At 64.3% G+C, this 19,532-nt stretch carries 15 protein-coding genes and 1 pseudogene; 10 read left to right on the forward strand and 6 right to left on the reverse strand.

Annotated elements, in window-relative coordinates:
* Positions 1-14: 14 nt before the first annotated feature.
* The 6 genes and pseudogenes from OSH05_RS05460 to OSH05_RS05485 all read right to left on the reverse strand — a co-directional run.
* A pseudogene (locus tag OSH05_RS05460) lies at positions 15-675 on the reverse strand (DDE-type integrase/transposase/recombinase); the annotation flags it as partial.
* Positions 676-690: 15 nt separating this feature from the next.
* Positions 691-1,518, reverse strand: a complete 828-nt coding sequence (gene ppk2 / locus OSH05_RS05465) for a polyphosphate kinase 2 (RefSeq protein WP_207778696.1) — start codon at positions 1,516-1,518, stop codon at positions 691-693.
* 83 nt (positions 1,519-1,601) lie between these two features.
* Positions 1,602-1,844, reverse strand: coding sequence for a hypothetical protein (locus tag OSH05_RS05470; RefSeq protein ID WP_104217202.1), 243 nt, complete (start codon positions 1,842-1,844; stop codon positions 1,602-1,604).
* Positions 1,837-3,642, reverse strand: a complete 1,806-nt coding sequence (locus OSH05_RS05475; protein ID WP_104217201.1) for a SulP family inorganic anion transporter — start codon at positions 3,640-3,642, stop codon at positions 1,837-1,839. The genes OSH05_RS05470 and OSH05_RS05475 overlap by 8 nt, the downstream gene beginning before the upstream one ends.
* Positions 3,639-6,791, reverse strand: a complete 3,153-nt coding sequence (locus OSH05_RS05480) for an efflux RND transporter permease subunit (RefSeq protein ID WP_165801436.1) — start codon at positions 6,789-6,791, stop codon at positions 3,639-3,641. The genes OSH05_RS05475 and OSH05_RS05480 overlap by 4 nt, the downstream gene beginning before the upstream one ends.
* On the reverse strand, positions 6,788-7,963 hold the full coding sequence (locus OSH05_RS05485; protein WP_104217666.1) for an efflux RND transporter periplasmic adaptor subunit: 1,176 nt from the start codon (positions 7,961-7,963) through the stop codon (positions 6,788-6,790). Before OSH05_RS05485 ends, OSH05_RS05480 begins: the two co-directional genes overlap by 4 nt.
* 254 nt (positions 7,964-8,217) lie before the next feature.
* On the opposite strand from OSH05_RS05485, the gene OSH05_RS05490 reads away from it, so the two are divergent.
* The 10 genes from OSH05_RS05490 (at position 8,218) to OSH05_RS05535 (ending at position 19,315) form a co-directional block, all read left to right on the forward strand.
* Positions 8,218-9,564: a V-type ATP synthase subunit B gene (locus tag OSH05_RS05490; RefSeq protein ID WP_104217199.1), complete on the forward strand. Its 1,347-nt coding sequence runs from the start codon at positions 8,218-8,220 to the stop codon at positions 9,562-9,564.
* A gap of 1 nt (position 9,565) precedes the next feature.
* Positions 9,566-10,171 carry a V-type ATP synthase subunit D gene (locus tag OSH05_RS05495; RefSeq protein ID WP_104217198.1) on the forward strand — a complete coding sequence of 202 codons (606 nt, stop codon included), beginning with the start codon at positions 9,566-9,568 and terminating at the stop codon, positions 10,169-10,171.
* Entirely contained in the window at positions 10,168-11,961 is a 1,794-nt protein-coding gene (locus OSH05_RS05500; RefSeq protein ID WP_104217197.1) for a V-type ATP synthase subunit I, read from the forward strand. The genes OSH05_RS05495 and OSH05_RS05500 overlap by 4 nt, the downstream gene beginning before the upstream one ends.
* Positions 11,958-12,404: an ATP synthase subunit C gene (locus OSH05_RS05505; protein WP_104217196.1), complete on the forward strand. Its 447-nt coding sequence runs from the start codon at positions 11,958-11,960 to the stop codon at positions 12,402-12,404. The genes OSH05_RS05500 and OSH05_RS05505 overlap by 4 nt, the downstream gene beginning before the upstream one ends.
* A 10-nt stretch (positions 12,405-12,414) precedes the next feature.
* Positions 12,415-13,107: a hypothetical protein gene (locus OSH05_RS05510; protein WP_104217195.1), complete on the forward strand. Its 693-nt coding sequence runs from the start codon at positions 12,415-12,417 to the stop codon at positions 13,105-13,107.
* Complete coding sequence (locus OSH05_RS05515) at positions 13,104-13,793, forward strand: hypothetical protein (RefSeq protein ID WP_104217194.1); 690 nt, start codon at positions 13,104-13,106, stop codon at positions 13,791-13,793. Before OSH05_RS05510 ends, OSH05_RS05515 begins: the two co-directional genes overlap by 4 nt.
* Positions 13,790-15,586, forward strand: coding sequence for a V-type ATP synthase subunit A (locus tag OSH05_RS05520; RefSeq protein WP_104217193.1), 1,797 nt, complete (start codon positions 13,790-13,792; stop codon positions 15,584-15,586). The genes OSH05_RS05515 and OSH05_RS05520 overlap by 4 nt, the downstream gene beginning before the upstream one ends.
* 437 nt (positions 15,587-16,023) lie before the next feature.
* Positions 16,024-16,779 carry a FadR/GntR family transcriptional regulator gene (locus OSH05_RS05525; RefSeq protein ID WP_266352072.1) on the forward strand — a complete coding sequence of 252 codons (756 nt, stop codon included), beginning with the start codon at positions 16,024-16,026 and terminating at the stop codon, positions 16,777-16,779.
* 20 nt (positions 16,780-16,799) lie between these two features.
* Positions 16,800-17,786: a D-erythronate dehydrogenase gene (denD, locus tag OSH05_RS05530; protein ID WP_104217191.1), complete on the forward strand. Its 987-nt coding sequence runs from the start codon at positions 16,800-16,802 to the stop codon at positions 17,784-17,786.
* Between the two features lie 419 nt (positions 17,787-18,205).
* Entirely contained in the window at positions 18,206-19,315 is a 1,110-nt protein-coding gene (locus tag OSH05_RS05535; protein ID WP_133163038.1) for a substrate-binding domain-containing protein, read from the forward strand.
* The last annotated feature ends 217 nt before the right edge of the window (positions 19,316-19,532 follow it).

Genomic DNA, 19,532 nt, shown 5'->3' on the forward strand with positions numbered 1-19,532 from the left:
CCATTTGGTTTACGTTATGCGGCGATGGGGACGTCGTCCACGGCTGCGTAGAACCGCTGTTCCGCCTCGGCGGGCGGGATGTTGCCGATGGGTTCGAGCAGGCGTCGGTTGTTGAACCAATCGGCCCATTCGGGGGTAGCGTACTCGAGGGCTTCGAAGGTGCGCCACGGCCCGCGTCGATGGATCACCTCTGCCTTGTAGAGGCCGTTGATGGTCTCAGCGAGAGCGTTGTTCATAGCTGTCGCCGACGCAGCCGACCGAGGGCTCGATGCCGGCCTCCGCCAGGCGTTCGGTGTATTTGATGGACAGGTATTGGCTGCCGCGATCGCTGTGGTGGATCAGGCCGCCGCCGTGGGGTGGGCGGCGGTCGTGGATCGCCTGCTCCAGGGCGTCGATCACGCAGGCGACGTAGACGAAGCCCGCCCAGGTCGTGATGTAGGAGAAGTCCGAGACCCAGAGCCGGTTGGGAGCGGGCGCCTGGAACCGCCGGTTCACCTGATCCAGCGGACACGGCGTCGCCCTGTCGCTGATCGTCGTTCGCATCGGCTTGTCGCGGATTACGCCCTGAAGGCCCAGATCCCGCATCCGCCGTTCCACGGAGCATCGGGCGACGGGATGGTTCTCCCAGCGCATCTGCCGCCACACCTTGCGCACGCCATAGACGCCGAAGTTCTCGGGCCCCTACTCCGACTAAAACGGCTCCGGTATCCTGTGGAGCGGCTGGTCCGGCTCGACATAGCTGCCGGCCTTCTGGCGCTTGGGTAGCTTCACCTTCTCGCTCTTGATGCGCTCGAAGGGGATTTTCGACAGCAGGTGGCTGAGGATGTTGAGGCGGGCGCGCTTCTTGTCGTCGGACTGGGCGACATACCAGGGCGCCCAGCCGGTATCGCTCGCGGCGAACATGGCGTCGCGGGCGCGGGAGTAGTCGTACCAGCGCTCATAGGACAGCACGTCCATCGGCGAGAGTTTCCACACCTTCTTTGGATCGTCGATCCGCGCCTCGATGCGGCGGGTCTGCTCCTCCGGGCTCACTTCCAGCCAGTATTTGAGCAGGATGATGCCGGAATCGACGATGGCGCGTTCGACGCCGCCGACGCTGGCCAGGAATTTCTGCGCCTGCTCCTCGGTGCAGAAGCCCATCACTCGCTCGACGCCCGCGCGGTTGTACCAACTGCGGTCGAAGATCACGATCTCGCCCGCAGCCGGCAGATGCGGCAGGTAGCGCTGGACATACAGCTGGGACTTTTCCCTCTCCGTCGGCGGCGGCAGTGCGATCACGCGAAAGACGCGCGGATTGACCCGTTCCATGATCGCCTTGATTACGCCGCCCTTGCCGGCGGCGTCGCGCCCTTCGAAGATGATGCAGATCTTGGTGCCGGACTGCTTGACCCATTGCTGCATCCGAACCAGGTCCGTCTGCAGCTTTTCCAGCTCTTCCTCGTAGACCTTGCGCCCGACCTTGTCCTTGACGCCGGCAACAGCCGGTTCGGCGGCGAGCGACTTGAGATCGACACGCATCTCATTCTTGCTCTTGTCGCCCTTGTTTCGGTCGTCCTTGCTCTTGTCGCCCATGGCGCTTCTCCCTCGGTTCGGCGGCCGCCCTAGGCTGCCTGCAAACAGACTTCGGACATGATGGCGAAGGCCACGTCGAACAGCCTCAGCGTGAGGACCTCGTCCGTCCGGTCAGGATCGGTGACGGCGTAGTAGATAGCGCGGCGCAGGGTGACGATCGGCTCGTCCGGATAGGCTCGTCGGATCGCCGCGACGAGATCTGCGGCGTCGGACGAGCGACGAGCTATGGCGTCGATGGCGAGCGCGAGTTCCTCGACATGGGGATCAATCATGATTTCCTCCTCTCGGACCCGACAGCGACGGCGCAAGCGCATCTTCCACCACAGTGGCTTTCCCGGCCTGATCGTCAGGATTCTTGGACCGGAAGGCGCGAACGGCTCCGCGCAAGGTTGGGAATATCTCAACGGCAGGGACATCGAAGCCTCGCTCGCCAAGCCAGTGTCCCCATTCGGTTGCGCGGCCCGCCCCGACGAGGCGGACGCCGCGCCGAGCCAGCGCATCGGCAATGTCGCGCAAGGTGAACAGCCCGGAGACGTCGATGCGGGTGATCGGCAGCAGATCTATGACGACAGCCTTGAGCGGCGCCGGCGCCGCGGCGACCTCTGCCAGCAACTCCTTGCGAAAATGGCCGGCATTGAAGAATACGAGCGGCGCGTTGAAGCGCAGGATGACGAGCCCGGACACTGGCCGCGCCGTCTTGTGGCGCCGGAGCGCATGAAAGCCCGGCAGGCCATCCACGCTCCCAAGTCGGTCCATGCTGGGCCGCGCAGTCAGCTGTATGAACCGCAGCAGCGCCAGCACGACGGCGAACAGCACGCCCTTGGTGATGCCAAGGCCGACGACGCCGAACGTCGCTAGCACTGAGATAGCGGCTTCGACCCGGTCGGCACGCCAGACCAAGCGAAGTGTCTTCACGTCGATCAGCGACAGGCCAGCGAAGACTAGCACCGCGCCGAGCGCTGCCAGCGGCACGTAGCGTAGCGGTGCCGTGAAAACGAGGAGCACCACGCCCACGATCGCCGCCGCGATGAGGCCGGTGAGCTGGGTACGGCTGCCATTGGCGTCGGCCACGGCGGTGCGAGAATCCGCCCCGCTGATCGCGAAGGTCTGGGAGAGCGCTGCAGCCAGATTGGAGGCGCCAAGCGCCGCGAACTCCTGGTCCGCATCAACCTCGTATCCATTCTTTGCAGCGAAGGACTGGGCCGAGAAGATGAGGCTCGCATAGCTGACCAGCGCCAACGCGGCTGCGTTGGGCAGGAGATCGGATATGTCGGCGAGCCCGGCCTTTGGAAACGCGAAATGCGGTAGACCGCCGGGCACGGGTCCAAGCGTCGCAAGGCCAATCCGATCGAGCCCAAGGAGCGCGACGGCGGAGGCGGCAAGCGCCATCGCAACAATCCCAGCCGGCAAGGCCGGAAAAAGTCGCGGCAGCAGTCCGACGACGAGCAGGGCCGCGAGCCCGATCCCCACGGTGATCGGCACGGCCTCCGAGGCCCGGCGCACGGCTTCGAGCGCCAGCACAAGGCCCTGGCTCTGAAGGGGGATGCCGGTGAGTTTGCCGAGCTGGCCGAGGACGATGGTGAGCGCGATGCCGTTGAGGAGGCCAACGAGAATCGGCTTCGACAGGAAATCGGCCATCGTTCCGAGTCGGAGCAGACTGGCCAGTAGGCAGATCAGGCCGGCGAGCAAGGTCAGCATGCCGGCGAGCGCGGCGTAGCGGACCGGATCGCCGGCGGCGAGCGGGGTGACGGCTGCGGCCAGCACGGCGCAGGTCGCAGCGTCCGGACCGACGATCATCTGCCGGGAGGACCCGAAGACAGCATAGACGAGCGGCGGCACGAAGCAGGCATAGAGACCATATTCGGGGCGGAACCCGGCAAGCTCGGAATAGGCGATGCCGACGGGGATCGCGACGGCCGCGACGGCGACCCCTGCCCTGAGATCAGCCGGAAGATCCGCACGGTCGTAGTGGCGGAGCGCCGTGATCCCTGGAGCCCAACGGTCGATACGGGCAGCGACGCCGAGAAGACGGCGGATTGCGCCCTCTCTCGCTTCGCCCGCGCTGATCATGCTGCAGCTCCGGCCGACGGTAGCGCGACGGCGGCTGAAGGCGGCGGCGCCTCGGCTGTGGCCTTGCCCCGCTTCAGGCCATAGAAGGTCGAATACAGCACCGGCACCAGCACCATGGTCAGCAACGTGCCATAGGTGAGGCCGGCCATGATGACGACGGCGAGGCCGACCCAGAACACGTCCGACAGCAGCGGGATGACGCCCAGTACGGTCGTTCCGGCGGCAAGCAGCACCGGCCGCAACCGCGAGACGGCCGCCTCGATCGTCGCGTCATAGCGGCTCAGTCCTCGCGTGATTCCGGCATTGATCTCATCAAGCAGCACCAGCCCATTCTTGATCATCATTCCGGCGAGGCTCATCGCCGCCAGCAGGGCGACGAAGCCGAAGGGTACGCCGGTGATCAACAGGCCGAAGATGACACCGGCGAGCGCGAACGGGATCGTCAGCGCGATGACGAGCGGCGGTCGCAGCGAATTGAACAGCGCCACCATGATGAATATCGTGATGCCGAGCGCCGGAATCGCGCCGGGAAGCAGCGAGGCTTGGCTTTTGCTGCTGTTCTCCTGTTCGCCGCCCCATTCGAAGCTGTAGCCGGGCGGAAGCGGCAATGCCTCGATCTTCGCCTTCACGTCCTGATAGAGCGTCGGAAACGTCTTGCCGGGCGCGGCATTCGCCTGAACCGTCAGCGTCCGACGGCGGTCATAGCGGGCGATCACCGCCTCTTGCGGCGCGACATTGACGCCATCGACGACCTGGGCCAGCGGGACGCTATTCGTATTGGCTATGCCGCGCACGCCGAGCACGTCGATATCGCCCGGCCGATCGCGCTCGCTGGCGACATTGCGCATCACGATCGGGACAAGTTCGTCGCCGTCGCGGAAGAGGCCGATCGGCAGCCCGTCATAGGTTCGACGTGTCGTTCGCGCGAGGTCTTCGCGACTGATTCCGGCCCAGGCAGCGCGGACGGGATTGTAGTCGGGCCTGACCTCCAGCACCGCCTGGCGCCAGTCGGTCTGCATCAGCCCGGCATCGGGACTGGCGCGCAGGATCGAGAGAACCTCGTCGCCGAGGCCGCGCAGCACGGTGGGGCTCGCTGTGCCAGGGCCGCTGATGCGGAGCTCGAACTTCCAAGTATCGCCAGGACCGACACCGAACTTGCGCAGCGGCGTCAGAGCCGTGGGGTAGTTCTGTGCCAGCCAGGGCTGAAGGTCGGCAATCAGGCCGTCGATCTCGCCAAGATCGTGGACATTGACGACTAGCTGGCCATAGGCCGAGTTCTGCGCTTCCGGCTCGACCGGAAGATAGAAGCGCGGCGGACCGGCTCCCACGAAGGTGGCAACTTCGGCGACGCGCGGATCGGCGCGCAGATGCTTGTCGATCGCGTCGAGATCGGCCGAGACCCGCTCGATGCGCGTGCCTTCCGGCATCCAGTAGTCGACCATGAACTTGGTCATGGCGGCATCGGGGAAGAACAGCTTCGTCACGCTGCCAAACGATCCAAGCGCGGCGATCAGCACCGCTACCGCGATCGCGATCGTGCCGAAACGGAAACGGATCGCCAGATGCAGCAGAGCGCGGAACCCGTTGAAGAACGGGCCGCCAAAGGCTTCGGCGCTCTGGTTCTTGGCCGGCTTCAACATCGCGATGCACTGCAGCGGCGTGATCGTGACCGATAGAACCCACGAGACAAGCAGTGAGATGGCGACGACGGAGAACAGGCTGGCGCAATATTCGCCGGCGCTCTCCTGGGAGGCGAAGATCGGGTAGAAGGCCATGACGGCGATCACGGTGGCGCCGAGCAGCGCCATGGCCGGCTGGCTGGCCGCTTCGATCGCCGCCGCGCGCCGTTCCATGCCTTGGTTGATGCGCACCGCATAGCCGTCGGCGATGACGATCGCGTTGTCGACCATCATGCCAAGGGCAATGACGAGCGCACCCAGCGACATGCGCTGCAGGTCGATGCCGAAAATGCCCATCAGCAGGAAGGTCGCCATCACCGTCAGCATCAGCGCGGTGCCGATGACGACGCCCATCCGCCAACCCGAGGGGACGGTGAGCACGACGAGAACAATGATGATCGACTCGAGGAGGCTGATGAAGAAGCCGCTCACTGACTGGTCGATGGTCGTCGACTGCCAGTTGACCTTCTCGACGCCGATTCCGATCGGCAGATCCAGCACCAGCTCGGCGAGCCGCTTGTCGACCGCTTCGCCGACCGTGACGACATTCTCGCCGGGGCGGTTGGTGATCGCAATGCCGATGGCCGGACGGCCGTTGAAGCGCATGATCTGCGTCGGGGGGTCGATATAGCCCTCGCGAACGGTGCCGACGTCGCGCAGGCGGATGACCTCATTGTTGCCACCCCGCGATTGACGGTTGGCGTTTTGCAGAAGATCGAGCGCGGTCGGCTGCAAGGCCAGATCGCCGATCTCCTCGGCGAGGTTGAAGGTGCCAGTGGGGGCTATGCGCAGCTTGCTGTCGCCCACAAACATCTGGCCGCCATCGACCACCGCGTTCTGCGTCGCGAGGCCGGCGGCGATAGTCGCTTCCGATATGCCGAGTTGGGCAAGCTGGCTCTGGCGGACATCGACATAGATCCGGCGATCCTGCACGCCCCAGAGATCGACGCGGGCAACGCCGGGGACGAGGCTGAGTTCGCGCTTCAGATCGTCGGCATAAGTCTTGAGCTGGCTCGGCGAATAGCCGTCGCTGGTGACGGCGAGCAGTAGGCCGAAAACGTCCCCGAAATCGTCGATTACCTGCGGCTTGCCGGCACCGGGCGGCAGTTGGCGCGCAGCCTCGTCGACACGGGCCCGCACCTTGTCCCAGATGCCGGGCAATTCCTCGGAGCCGTAGGATGCCTTGATATTGACCTTGATGCGCGAGCTCCCGGCCTTGGAAAAGCTCTCGAGCGAATCGAGTTCCTTCAGCTTCTGCAGCGAGATCTCAAGCTTGTCGGTGACCTCCTGCTCAACCTCCTCCGGGCTCGCACCAGGATAGCTGGTCATGACGACAGCGGTCTTGATCGTGAATTCCGGATCCTCAAGCTGGCCGAGGGTGAAGAAGGCGGCGAGGCCGCCGATCAGAATCAGCGCCGCGGCGAACCAGGTGACCGTGGGGCGGTCGACTGCGAATTCGACGATCTTCATGGCTTGGATGCCTCCGGCGATTTCGCCGCCTCGGCCGGCAGGCGGACGGCTTCGCCCTCGGCGAGGCTGTTGGCGCCGGCGGTCACCACCCATTCGCCGGCCTTGAGCCCGTCCGTGATCTGGAGGCCGCCCTGCACGACGCGACCGACATGGACCGGACGCAGCGCGACCTTGGCTGTCGCCGGATCGACGACCCAGACCGCGAGCGGCTCTTTACCAGGCTCCAGCGGCCGTACGGCATCGGGTGGCACGACGATCTGTTTCGCCGCTTCGCCTTCATTCACGCTGGCGACGCGGAAATTGCCGGCCATACCGGGAAGGATGGCGGCATTGGCATCGGTGGACTGGTCCATCGCGATGGTGACCGGGAAGGTACGCGTCAGCTGCGAAGCCTCGGTGCCGATCTCGACGACCTCGCCCTTGAGCACGACGTTTGGATAGGCGTCGAAACGGGCTTCGATCGAACCAACGAGCGGCACGAGCGCGATCAGTGTCTCCGGCACATCGATCACCGCCTCGAGGCGGCGCAGATCGAGCAGGCGGACGATCTGCTGCTGGGCGCGGACTTCCTCGAAGACTTCGGGATAGACGGCAACGACACGGCCGGCGAAGGGCGCCTTCAGGATCGTCTGGTCCAGGTCGATCTGCGCGCGCTGCAGCGCGGAACGCACGGATTCGACGCGGGCCGCCGCGCCTTCCCGGGCACTCAATGCGTCGTCGCCCCGCGCCTTTGGATAGGTGCCGCTCTTCACCAGCGGCAGGATGCGCTCATACTGATCGGACTTCAGCTGCAGGTCGGAATTGGCCTGGTCGAGATCGGCCTGAAGCCGCGTCACATCGGAGCGGTAAGAGCTGTCGTCGAGCGCCGCCACGACCGTTCCGGGTTCGATCTTCTGGCCGACCTTGATCGGCAGAGCGGAGATCTGGCCGGAGACGCGGAAGGTGAGCATGGCCTCCTGTGCCGCCTTGGCGAGGCCCGGAAACTGGCGTTGGCCGAGGGCGGTCGCCACGCCGACTTGCGTGGCCGATACCGGCCGCGGCGGCGGAGGAGCCTCTGCCTTTTCCTTGTCGGAACAGCCTGAGACCACCAGCAGCAAGCCAATGCCGGCAAGGCGGGATGCGATCGACCGCCTTGAGTGCTGTCGGCGCTCGATTGAACGCGCCGCATCCATGCCGGTGGGGGCGTCACGATCATATGGCAAACAAACGATCAGTTCAGCCTCCTATCGCGAATAGAAAATACGCCGCTAACGCGTTCCGCATTGCACGCGGTCTTAAATAGTCTTTCTGCATCGCAATGATAATTGCGGGTCGTTCCGCTTCGAGATTATCGGCTACATTCGTTTTGTAACTGATCTAGGTCAATGTGTGGTATCCGGAATATCCATTCTATAGTCTGAACTTTAGGGCGCCGGCGGAGTTTTGCATGTCCGTAGTACCCATTCGATATGATCGCGTTCTTTCGATCATTGGCGATGTAATGCGTGTCGCGCTGCCGGCGCAGACGCGGGATGATCCCGCGGGTCCCCGCTTCGGCGATCTGGCCCTCGTTCAGGAGGGCGGCAGCGGTCCGAGACTCGCTCAGGTGGTGAAGATCGCCGAGGGCGAGGCGTCGCTGCAGGTATTCCCTGGCACACGGGGCCTGTCTACGCGGGCGCAGACCCAGTTTCTCGGCCATGCGCCTCGCGTTCCGTTCTCTCCCAACATCCTCGGCCGCGTCTTTTCGGGCGCCGGTTCCGTCGTCGACGGCGGCCCAGAGCTTGGTCAGGAGCCGGAAGTCGAGATCGCCGGCCCGTCGGCCAATCCGGCGCGCCGGGCCCTCGCCTCCCGCATGATCCGCACCGACGTGCCGATGATCGACGTTTTTAATTGCCTGGTGGAGAGCCAGAAGATCCCGATCTTCTCCACGTCCGGCGAACCGCATGACACGTTGCTGGCGCGCATCGGCATTCAGGCCGACGCCGACGTCGTCGTCTTTGGTGGCCTCGGCCTGACCTTCGACGAATATTGGCGCTACCGCACGGCCTTCGAGGATGCCGGCGTGTTCGGGCGCACGATCATGTTCGTCAACCAGGCCTCGGACCCGGTGCTGGAGCGCCTCCTCGTGCCCGACATGGCCCTTGCCGTCGCCGAGAAATTCGCCACGGAGGAGAAGAAACGCGTCCTCGTGCTGCTGACCGACATGACCGCCTTTGCCGACGCGCTGAAGGAAGTCGGCATCGCGCTGGATCGTGTTCCGTCCAATCGCGGCTATCTCGGCGATCTCTATTCGCAGCTCGCCCGCCGCTACGAGAAGGCAGCCGTCTTCCCCGGCGCGGGCTCGGTAACGATCCTTTCCGTCACGACCATGCCCGGCGGGGACGTCACGCATCCGGTACCGGACAACACTGGCTACATCACCGAGGGGCAGTTCTATCTTCGGGGCGGCCGGATCGATCCATTCGGTTCGCTGTCACGCCTCAAGCAGCATGTCATCGGCAAGGAAACGCGCGACGACCACAGCGCGGTGATGAACACGATGATCCGCCTCTATTCCGGAGCGCGGGACGCCCAGCGCAAACAGGCGATGGCGTTCGAGCTTTCCGATCTCGACCATCGCTCGCTCAAGTTCGGCGAATTGTTCGAAGCCCGCTTCATGGACCTCGCCGTGTCGATGCCGCTCGACGAGGCGCTAGACCTCGGCTGGAAGACGATGGCCGAGTGCTTCCCGCCCGAGGAGTTGTTGGTTCGCCAGGCACTGGTTGACAAATATTATCCGGCAGAGGCGCCCTGAAATGGCCCGCGTGCCGCTCAGCAAGTCCCAACTTCGGAAGGAGAAGGAAAGCCTCGTCTCCTATCGCCGCTATCTGCCAGCGCTCGATTTGAAGCGCCAGCAATTGATGGGTGAGCGGGTTCACGCCGTTCGGGCGATCCGCGATGCGGAGGCGAAGGTCGTCGGCGCGGCCGCCGAGGCCGGCGCGGCGCTTCCGATGCTCGCCGACAGCCGCATCGACGTCTCCGGTCTCGTCACGCTCGGCAAGATCGAATACGGCACGCAGAACGTCGCCGGCGTCAGCCTGCCAATCCTGCGCTCGGTCGAGATCATCCGCGTGCCCTATGGAAGGATGGTGCGCCCGCATTGGGTCGACGCGGTGGTCGAACGTCTGGAAGAGGCGATCCGGCTGCGGATCGAGGTCGATGTCGCGCGGCAGCGCCTCGCCAAGCTTGAGAAGGCGGTGGCGACGACGACGCAGCGCGTCAACCTGTTCGACAAGGTGCTGATCCCGGAGGCGGAGGCCAATATCCGCCGCATCATGGTCTATCTCGGCGATGCAGAGCGGGCGGCCGTCGTCGGCGGCAAGATCGCCAAGCGCCAACGCGCTGCGGGAGGTGCCACATGAGCATCGTCCCTATGCAGAAGGTCGCGATCTGCGGCCCGCTCGCCGAGAAGGACGCCGTGGTCGAGGCGCTGCAACGTCTCGGCGTCCTGCATCTGATCCCGCTCACCACCGCCGATCCCCTGGCGCCGACCGATGCGGCCGAGCGCAACCGGGCGCGGACGGCGTTCCGCCATCTGGTCGAATCGCCCGAGCAGCGCCGCTTCTATCGCCCTGGGACGGAATTCGATCTGGCTGACATCGTCCGCAAGATCACCGATAACCGCCAAAAGCTGCGCCGCCTGTCGGACCGGCGCGACGAACTGATCCAGCGCATCGGCGATGTCTCGGTCTGGGGCGATATCGAGCTTCCGCCCCTGGCCGCGCTCGGTGGGGAGCGGCTCTGGTTCTACGTCTTGCCGATCAAGGATCGGGCGGCGCTGGACAAGGTCTCGCTCCCTTGGGCGATCGTCGGCAAGGATACGACGCGCCTCTTTGTCGTGGTCGTGACGCCGGACGAGCCGGCCATCGACCTGCTGCCGGTGCCGCGCACCCATTTCGGCGCCCGGCCGCTGCACGAGCTGACGACAGAATTCGACGAGATCGAGATCGACCTCGACAAGGCGCGGGCCGAGCGCGGCGAGTTGACTCGCTGGCGCCTGCTGCTTGGGGCTGAACTGGCGAGCGCCGAAGACGCCGACGAGCGCCACGACATCGCCGGCAAGACGCTGGACACCGACGGTCTCTTCGCCATCCAGGGCTGGGCACCGAGCGAAAGTGTCCCGGCGATCGATCAGCTCGGCTCGGACCAGGGCCTAGCCGTCCTCGCCGAACAGCCGACCTTAACCGACAGGCCGCCGACCTTCCTGCGCCCGAAGGACGCCCGCCTCGGGGGCGGCGCCGATTTGACCAATTTCTATACGACCCCGGCCTATGGCGCCTGGGACCCGAGCTTCATCGTGTTCAGCTCCTTCGCGATCTTCTTCGCGATGATCATGGCCGATGCCGGCTATGCCGCGGTGATCGGGCTCGTCGTTCTCTGGTTCTGGAAGCGGATGGGCAAGACCGCTGGCGGCCGGCGCACGAGGGTGATGCTGGCCGCGATCACCGTGGCATGCCTCGTCTATGGCGTGCTGGCCGGGTCCTATTTCGGCGTCGCGCCGCGTCCCGGAAGCTTCCTCGCGCGTATCGCGATCGTGCACATCACGAATTTCGACGAGATGATGAAGCTCTCTGTCGTGATCGGAGCCGTCCATATCGGCATCGCACTCGTGGCGACGGCCTGGCTGGCGCGGGCCAGCGCCAAGGCGCTGGTGCCGGTCGGCTGGCTCGCCGTCATTATCGGCGGATTGGTGATTTGGCTCAGCGGCGGCGCCTTCTCGGATGGCGGCACGGCTTGCTTCGTTGCCGGCCTCGTCGCTGTCTTCGTCGGTTCGGCCGCCACCCGCCCGATCCGCAAGTCGGCGGACTGGCTGTTACGGGCGACGGACGGCCTCATGGGATTGACTTCGATCACCAAGCTCTTCGGCGATATCCTCAGCTATCTGCGCCTGTTCGCGCTCGGCCTCGCCAGCGCGTCGCTCGCCACCACCTTCAATGGCATGGCTACCGGGCTGGAGATCTCCCGCCCCGGCCTCGGCCTGCTTGCCTCGATCCTGATCCTGCTGTTCGGCCACGCCATCAACTTCGTCATCGGCATCATGGGCGGCGTCGTCCATGGCCTCCGGCTCAATTACATCGAATTCTTCGGTTGGGGCCTCTCGGAAGAGGGCTATCCGTTCCGCGCATTCGCCAAGAGGGAGATCCCAGAATGAATGAGCTCATGGTCATTCTCGGCTGGCTGGGCGTCTTCGCGCCGGTCGGCCTCGGCGCGATCGGCAGCGCCATCGGCGTCACCATCGCCGGCCAGGCTGCGATCGGAGCGATGCTGGAAACCGACAGCGGCTACGGCCGCTTCGTCGGTGTTGCCGCGATCCCGTCTTCTACGGTCATCTACGGTATCGTCGTGATGTTCTCGCTGCAGCGGACGATTACGCCGGAGAACGGCGCCGGTCTCTTCGGCATCGGCATTCTCACGGGGCTCGCGCTCGCCTATGCCTCGGTCTGGCAGGGCAAAGCCTGCGCCAGCGCCATCGCCGCCTCGAAGAGCAAGCCGGAGATCTTCGGCCTTTCGCTAGCCCCAGCGGCGATCGTCGAGGGCTTCGCGGTATTCACCTTCGTCTTCGCGCTCGTCCTCGCCGGCAACATCAAGGGCTAGGGAGACGATCATGGCCGCGCAGACCAGCGTTCAAAAGACGGAATCCGGCGTCGACACCCTGATCGCCCGGCTGCGCGACCAGGGCGTCGCCGCTGGTCGCAGCGAGGCCGAGCGCCTCACGGCGGAGGCAGAGGCCAAGGCCCGTGCCATTCTCGAAAGTGCCGAGAAGGAAGCCAAGGCGAAGCTGGACGCTGCCCGGAAGGAGGCCGACGCCTTTCGGCGGGCTGGCGAGGACGCGCTGAAGCAGGCGGCGCGCGACGTGACTCTTGAAATGAAGGAACGCCTCGCCCGACGCTTTGCCGACGATGTCGGAAAGGCGGTCTCGGACGCCATGCGCGACGAGGACATGCTGAAGCGGATGATCCTGGCTCTCGTTGGACGGTCGCGGGAGGAAAGCGGCACGGACCAATCCACTGATGTCGAAGTGCTGTTGCCGCGCGCCGTCGTGGGCCTCGATGATCTCCGCCGCAAGCCGGGTGAGCTGCGCGACGGGCCGCTCACCCATCTGGTCGCCGCCTTCACGGGCGAGATGCTGCGCGAGGGTGTCCGGTTCGGCCGCGCCGAGGATGGTGCCGGCGGCATCCGCATCGTGCTCGCCGATCATGGCGTCTCGATCGACGTCACCGACAAGGCCGTGGCCGACGCTCTCCTCGCCCATATGCAGCCGCGGTTCCGGGCCCTGCTTGAAGGGGTGGTGACGTGATCCCGCGCAGCGATCCCTATGTGATGCTGATGGCGAGTCTGCCCTCGATCCGGCTTCTCGGCGAAAAGGCGCTGCCGATCAATCCGGCGCGGCTTGCCGAACGGATGAAAATGCTGGAGCCGGCGGATCGGGACGAACTTTTCGCCATTGCGTCCATCCTCTCCTGGAACCGCATCGACACGGGCGATGACGATGCCGCCTATGTGACGCGCGCCGAGCGCATCCTCGCCGCAATCCGCAGCCCGACATTGCGCGAGGCATCGCTGGAAAGGCTGGAAATCCGCACGCTCATCGCGGCGCTCCGACGTCGCCATGCCGGCGAAGAGGCACCCGCCTCCACTAGCGCCTGGGGCATTGGCCGTCATGTCGACTTGATCCGCCGGAGCTGGGCGCTGCCCGATCTTGGCATGGCGCGCTTCTTCCCATGGGTGGCGCAGGCGCGTGAAAAACTCGAATCGGGAGACAGTGCCGGGCTTGAAAGGCTGATCCTGGACGTGACGTGGCAGGCGGCCGGACGGCACGAATTTGGCCATGAGTTCGATTTCGAAGCCGTAGTCTTCTATCTGATGCGCTGGCAGCTCGCCGATCGCTGGGCGCGCTACGACGCCGATGCCGCTGCTGTCCGCTTCGCGGAATTGCTCGACGCCGCGCTTCCGCCCACGGCATCCCTTGAGGAGGCAGCATGACCGAGGCTCCCACTTCCAGCATCACCGCCGTTCAGGAGGATATCGTCCGTCTGCGCCTGGATGACGCCGCCACCGGCCGACTCGTCAAGAACGAGGTCGTCTATATACGCCCGGCGCGCGAGCCCGAGCAAAGGTTGAAGGCCGAGATCCTGCGTGTCGAGGGTGATCAGGCGGATGCGCAGGTGTTCGAAAGCACGGGCGGCGTCGGCCTTGGCGATGCCGTCGAACAAACGGGCCGTCTGCTCTCGGTCAAGCTTGGACCGGGCCTGCTTGGCCGCGTCTATGACGGGCTGCAGAACCCGCTCGAAGCCCTCGCCCTCGGCCACGGCGTCTTCCTGCCGCGCGGCGTCGAGGCGCCGGGCCTCGATCCGGACGCGAAATGGTCGTTCACCGCGACGCGGCGCTCGGGCGATAAGGTGCGGGGCGGCGACGCGATCGGCACCGTTCCCGAAGGTCCGATCACCCACAAGATCATGGTGCCTTTCGATCTCGACGAGAGCTTTGAGATCACCTGGATCCGCGATGGCACCGTGACCGTCAACGAGCCGGTCGCGAGGCTGAAGGCCGAAGCGGGCGCCGAACGCGAGTTGACGCTCGCCCAGGACTGGCCGGTGCGCGAGCCGCTGCCGCGCCGCATCGTCACGGCAGGCTATTCCAGCCGCCTCTATCCCGATGCGCCGATGATCACGACACAGCGCATCATCGACGTGTTCTTCCCGATCGCCCAGGGCGGCGCTGCCTGCATTCCTGGTCCCTTCGGCGCTGGCAAGACCGTGCTGCTCAATTTGATCGCCCGCCATTCCGACGTCGATATCGTCATCCTCGTGGCCTGCGGCGAGCGAGCCGGCGAGGTCGTCGAGACAATCTCGGAATTTCCGCGCCTCAAGGACCCGCGCACCGGCGGCTCGCTGATGGACCGGACCGTGATCGTCTGTAACACCTCGTCCATGCCCGTCGCCTCGCGCGAGGCCTCGATCTATACCGGCATCGCGATCGGCGAATATTATCGGCAGATGGGTTTGCGGGCCCTGGTGATCGCCGACTCGACCTCGCGCTGGGCGCAGGCCATGCGCGAGACGTCGGGACGGCTTGAGGAAATTCCGGGCGAGGAGGCGTTTCCCGCCTATCTCGACAGCTCTGTGAAGAGCGTCTACGAGCGCGCCGGCGTGGTGAAGACCAATGACGGCACGGTGGGTGCGCTCACGATCATCGGTTCAGTGTCGCCGGCCGGCGGCAATTTCGAGGAGCCGGTGACGCAATCGACGCTTGCCGCGGTGAAGTGCTTTCTTGGCCTCTCCTATGACCGCGCCTATCGCCGCTTCTACCCGGCGATTGATCCGCTGATCTCCTGGTCGCGCTACCGCAGCCAGCTTGCCGCCTGGTCCGCCAAGAACCTCGCCCCGGACTGGAGCGAGAAAGTCGAGGCGATGACGGCGCTGCTGGCGCGCGGCGACGAGGTCGCGCGAATGGAACAAGTGACGGGCGAGGAAGGCATCAGCCTCGAGGACTTCATCGCCGCCGAAGCGGCGCGCTTCCTCGACATGGTGTTCCTGCAACAGGACGCCTACGACGCTGTCGACTCGTCCTCGCCCATCGAGCGCCAGCATGCCCTGTTCGATCGGGTGCATCGGATCACCACGCGCCACTACGCCTTCTCCGACAAGGAAGCGGCGCGCCAGCATTTCACCAAGCTGACGGGGCTGTTCAAGAATCTCAATTATGCCGCGGCCGGATCGGGGGAGGCGCAGCGGCTGACGAATGAAATCGAGGCACTCGACAAAACGGCGGCGTAGAGGCCGGGAACAGCCACGGGCTGGTCCGCGTGAAGGAGGAGGCTCCCATGAAATGGCTTTTCGCGATGCGGATCCAGGCGATCGGGCTTCCAAGCCTGTGAACAAGCGCCCAAGCGGGACCCGACACCGGATCGCTGCAACTCATTGAGAACATTTGAGAAATTCTATTTCTACCGGGGCTCGATCTGCGCCGATCATGACCCTGGGTTTGTTCAAAATTTCTGATGAAAATCAGATAGTTGGGTCGATTCAAGCCAAGGCTTCCCACTCCGCGCCTGTTCACACACGCGGTGGCGGACGACCAAGATCCACGCCTCTGAGTCCGGATCTTAAGGCGCCAACTTTGCCTGCCAAATGCCAACGGAGCATTCATTGCGTGACAAAACTGGAAAAGTGCCGTAACTGGATTGGTCAGTGGTCCAGTTGTCGGTGCTCAATTGACGGTCCCTCTCTCTCCTCTGCGCGAATCCATTCAAAAACAGACGGCTAAGGAATTGATACGCGACAAGCTCGTCGCGCTCATAGCGTCGGGCATTCTGCAGATGGACGACGAAATTCCAAGCGAGCGGGAACTTGCGAGCATGTTGTCGGTCAGCCGAGAGACCGTCAGGGGCGCGATTCAGAGACTGGCCGGCGAAGGCATCGTGCATGTTTCGCAAGGCGCGCGCACCCGCGTAGCCAAGGTTGACGTGAATATCGTCGCACGTCGGATCGGCATCGCAAACCCTTCGGCCATCAACGGATATGATCTGGACGCCGTGCACGGGGCCCGCCTTCTGGTGGAGGGGGCGACGGTCCGGGACGCCGCATTGAGAATGAGTGTGGCCGACATCGGACGCCTCAAAGATTCACTCGAGGTACAGCGTGCCTCAAAGGATGACCCCGTCCGCTTTCTGATATGCGACAGAGAATTTCATCTGACAATTTACTACGCATCCAGCAACCGATTGCTCGCTGATTTCGTCGTCGACCTGTACACATACATGCTCGATCACCGAAGAGCGGCGATGGGCAAGCCGGGCGCGATTGCGCAGAGCCTTCTCGATCACGAGGCGATCGTTTCGGCGCTCGGCAATCGGGACCCGGATGGCGTCGCCAGGGCATTCCACCAGCACATCGTCAGAATATACGACACAACTGTCGCGCTGAGCGCCGGCGAGCCTCACATGAAGTCCTCCGCAAACGGCAGCTGAGCCAGGAATAAGGTCGAGCGATGCGTATCCTCATCATTGGCGCAGCGGGAATGCTGGGTCGCAAACTTGCCGCTGCTCTCGTAAAGGCGGAGTCGCTGAGCGGGCGCCCGATCAGCAGTCTCGTTCTGGCGGATGTGATCAAACCGGACACCATCGCCTTTTCCGGCGAGGTCGAGACCCTCGACGCCGATATTTCCGAGCCAGGCAAAGCCGAAGCGCTTGTGGCGAGACGGCCGGATGTGATCTTCCATTTGGCGGCGATCGTTTCGGGAGAGGCCGAGGCCAATTTCGAGAAGGGCTACCGTGTCAATCTCGACGGTACGCGCTCGCTGTTCGAAGCGATCCGAAAGGCGGGCGAGACGGAACCCTATACGCCGAAGCTCGTGTTCACGTCATCGATCGTCGTTTATGGCGAGCCACTGCCCGAGTATATCGACGACGACTATGTCGTCGCGCCATTGACGTCCTATGGCGCTCAGAAGTCGATCTGCGAAACGTTGCTGGCGGACTATTCCCGCCGCGGCTTTTTCGACGGCATCGGAATCCGGCTGCCGACAATATCGATTCGGCCCGGCAAACCCAACCGGGCGGCGTCCGGCTTCTTCTCCAGCATCTTGCGGGAGCCACTGATAGGCGAGCCCGCCATACTGCCGGTTTCAGACGATGTAAGGCACTGGTTCGCGAGCCCTCGAGCCGCAATAGCCTTCATGATTCACGCCGCGAACCTCGATACTAAGCGTCTGGGCGCGCGCCGGGCGATCACGATGCCGGGACTATGCGCCACTGTCGGTGACCAAATCGATGCGCTCCGCCGCGTAGCCGGTGACGATGCAACCAAGCTCATCCGGCGCGAGTACGATCCCGCGATCGCCGATATCATCGCGGGTTGGCCACGATGCTTTCGCGCGGAACGCGCCGAGCAGCTCGGCTTCAAGGCAGAGGCCGACTTCGACGAGATCATCCGCGTTCACCTCGAGGATGAACTCGCGATCACGGCCACCAACTGAGATGCTTGCGTGACATCGCGGCGCCATGCCGGAGGATTTGTCGGCGTAGCGGATATGGAGAGGAGCACTGTGAAACCGGTTCCGGTGCTCCGAAGGCTCGTTGCGCTTCCGGTTGCTATTCGTCCGCGGATCGCGGCGTCAGGTTCTATGTGACCTTGTTACTCCATCCGGCGCAAAAATAGACTGGCCTGCTGTCGGTACCAGTTGACAAGTAGATGTCGACCCTTCAGGTTCACGCGACAGTCCCGATCGCAGATCGAAGCGCGCGCGATCGGAGCGAAAAGTGGAGGGGAGTGCGCTTTCGGACAGCGAACGCTGCTTGGATCTCGATGCGTTGAGGTTCCGCTGCGTAGCTGCGGCGGCCGGCGGTTGGAGGATCGCCGATCGCAACATGGTTTTACATCAGGGAGGAAACTGACTTGAAAACGCGTATGGCAATATTGGGACTGGCGCTGCTCGGCACCGTGGCGTTGTCGCCCGTGGTCTCGGCTGCGGAGCTTGCGGTTCCCGCATTTTCCACGGATGAGATCAAGAGCACCGGACCGCATGGTGAGCCGGCCGTCTCGGCGACGAAACTGTCGCTGACCGACGAGGAGAAGCAGAAGCTAAAGGATGGGCACTTCAAGGTGGCCATCGCCTTCCACATGCTCTCCAATGAAATGAACAATACTCAGCTGCTGGCGATGAAGGACGTCTTCAACGAACTCGGTATCGAACTGGTCGGCGTCACCGACGCGCAGATGAAGGTCGAGACGCAGGTCGCCAACATCGAGAGCCTGATGGCGCTGCATCCCGACGCCATCCTGAGCACGCCCATTGATCCGGTCTCCACGGAGGCCAGCTACAGGGCTGCGGCCAAGGCCGGCGCCAAGATCGTGTTCATCGAGAACACGGCAGCCAACATGGTGGCTGGCAAGGACTATGTCAGCGCCATAGCGGCCGATAATTTCGGCAATGGCATGGCCGCGGCCGACATCATGGCCGAGGCGATCGGCGGCAAGGGTGAGGTCGGCGTCATCTTCTTCGATGCCAATTTCTTCGTGACGACGCAGCGTTCCGACGGCTTCAAGTACCAGATCAAGAACGCGTATCCCGACATCAAGGTCGTCGCCGAGGCTGGCTTTACGGACCAGAACCGGGTGAGCGAGGTTGCCGACGGCATGCTCGCCAACAATCCGAACCTCGCCGGCGTCTTCGCCGTCTGGGATGTCCCGGCGGAAGGCGTGATGGCCTCGGCCAAGTCGGCCGGAAGGGATGACCTCGTCATCACGACGATTGATCTCGGCGCCAACGTCGCCCGCATCATTGCCCAGGATGGCATGATCAAGGGCCTCGGAGCTCAGCGCCCCTACGATCAGGGCGTTGCGATCGCGATGGCGACCGCCTACGGCCTCCTCGACAAGCCCGCGCCTGCGTTCATTGCGGTTCCGCCGTTGCCGGTCGTGCGCGCCAACCTGCTCCAGGCTTGGAAAGAGGCGTATCACAAGGACGCGCCCAAGGAACTAGCTGACCTGGTGGCGAAGAAGTAACCCGGTCACGCAGACAAGGCAGCTACCAGGCGGCGCACCGAGTGCCGTCTGGTAGCTGCAAAGGCACTGCCGGAACGTGGCGGATGTTCGATTTCTGCGGGAGCCCCGCGAACGAACCTTCGGCGCCAGGCCCGGCTGCTGGACCTTGCCATCGGCGCTTACCCGGTGTCGTGACGCTGACTGAACTATGCCAGTATCGATCGTCCAATTGACCAGG

Source organism: Kaistia algarum (genome assembly GCF_026343945.1).
Classification (GTDB): domain Bacteria; phylum Pseudomonadota; class Alphaproteobacteria; order Rhizobiales; family Kaistiaceae; genus Kaistia; species Kaistia algarum.

Bases quoted from the DNA above. Each gene is read 5' to 3' on its own strand.
- ppk2 (WP_207778696.1), bottom strand. From the start codon at position 1,518: ATGCGTGTCGATCTCAAGTCGCTCGCCGCCGAACCGGCTGTTGCCGGC.
- OSH05_RS05470 (WP_104217202.1), bottom strand. From the start codon at position 1,844: ATGATTGATCCCCATGTCGAGGAACTCGCGCTCGCCATCGACGCCATA.
- OSH05_RS05475 (WP_104217201.1), bottom strand. From the start codon at position 3,642: ATGATCAGCGCGGGCGAAGCGAGAGAGGGCGCAATCCGCCGTCTTCTC.
- OSH05_RS05480 (WP_165801436.1), bottom strand. From the start codon at position 6,791: ATGAAGATCGTCGAATTCGCAGTCGACCGCCCCACGGTCACCTGGTTC.
- OSH05_RS05485 (WP_104217666.1), bottom strand. From the start codon at position 7,963: ATGGATGCGGCGCGTTCAATCGAGCGCCGACAGCACTCAAGGCGGTCG.
- OSH05_RS05490 (WP_104217199.1), top strand. From the start codon at position 8,218: ATGTCCGTAGTACCCATTCGATATGATCGCGTTCTTTCGATCATTGGC.
- OSH05_RS05495 (WP_104217198.1), top strand. From the start codon at position 9,566: ATGGCCCGCGTGCCGCTCAGCAAGTCCCAACTTCGGAAGGAGAAGGAA.
- OSH05_RS05500 (WP_104217197.1), top strand. From the start codon at position 10,168: ATGAGCATCGTCCCTATGCAGAAGGTCGCGATCTGCGGCCCGCTCGCC.
- OSH05_RS05505 (WP_104217196.1), top strand. From the start codon at position 11,958: ATGAATGAGCTCATGGTCATTCTCGGCTGGCTGGGCGTCTTCGCGCCG.
- OSH05_RS05510 (WP_104217195.1), top strand. From the start codon at position 12,415: ATGGCCGCGCAGACCAGCGTTCAAAAGACGGAATCCGGCGTCGACACC.
- OSH05_RS05520 (WP_104217193.1), top strand. From the start codon at position 13,790: ATGACCGAGGCTCCCACTTCCAGCATCACCGCCGTTCAGGAGGATATC.
- denD (WP_104217191.1), top strand. From the start codon at position 16,800: ATGCGTATCCTCATCATTGGCGCAGCGGGAATGCTGGGTCGCAAACTT.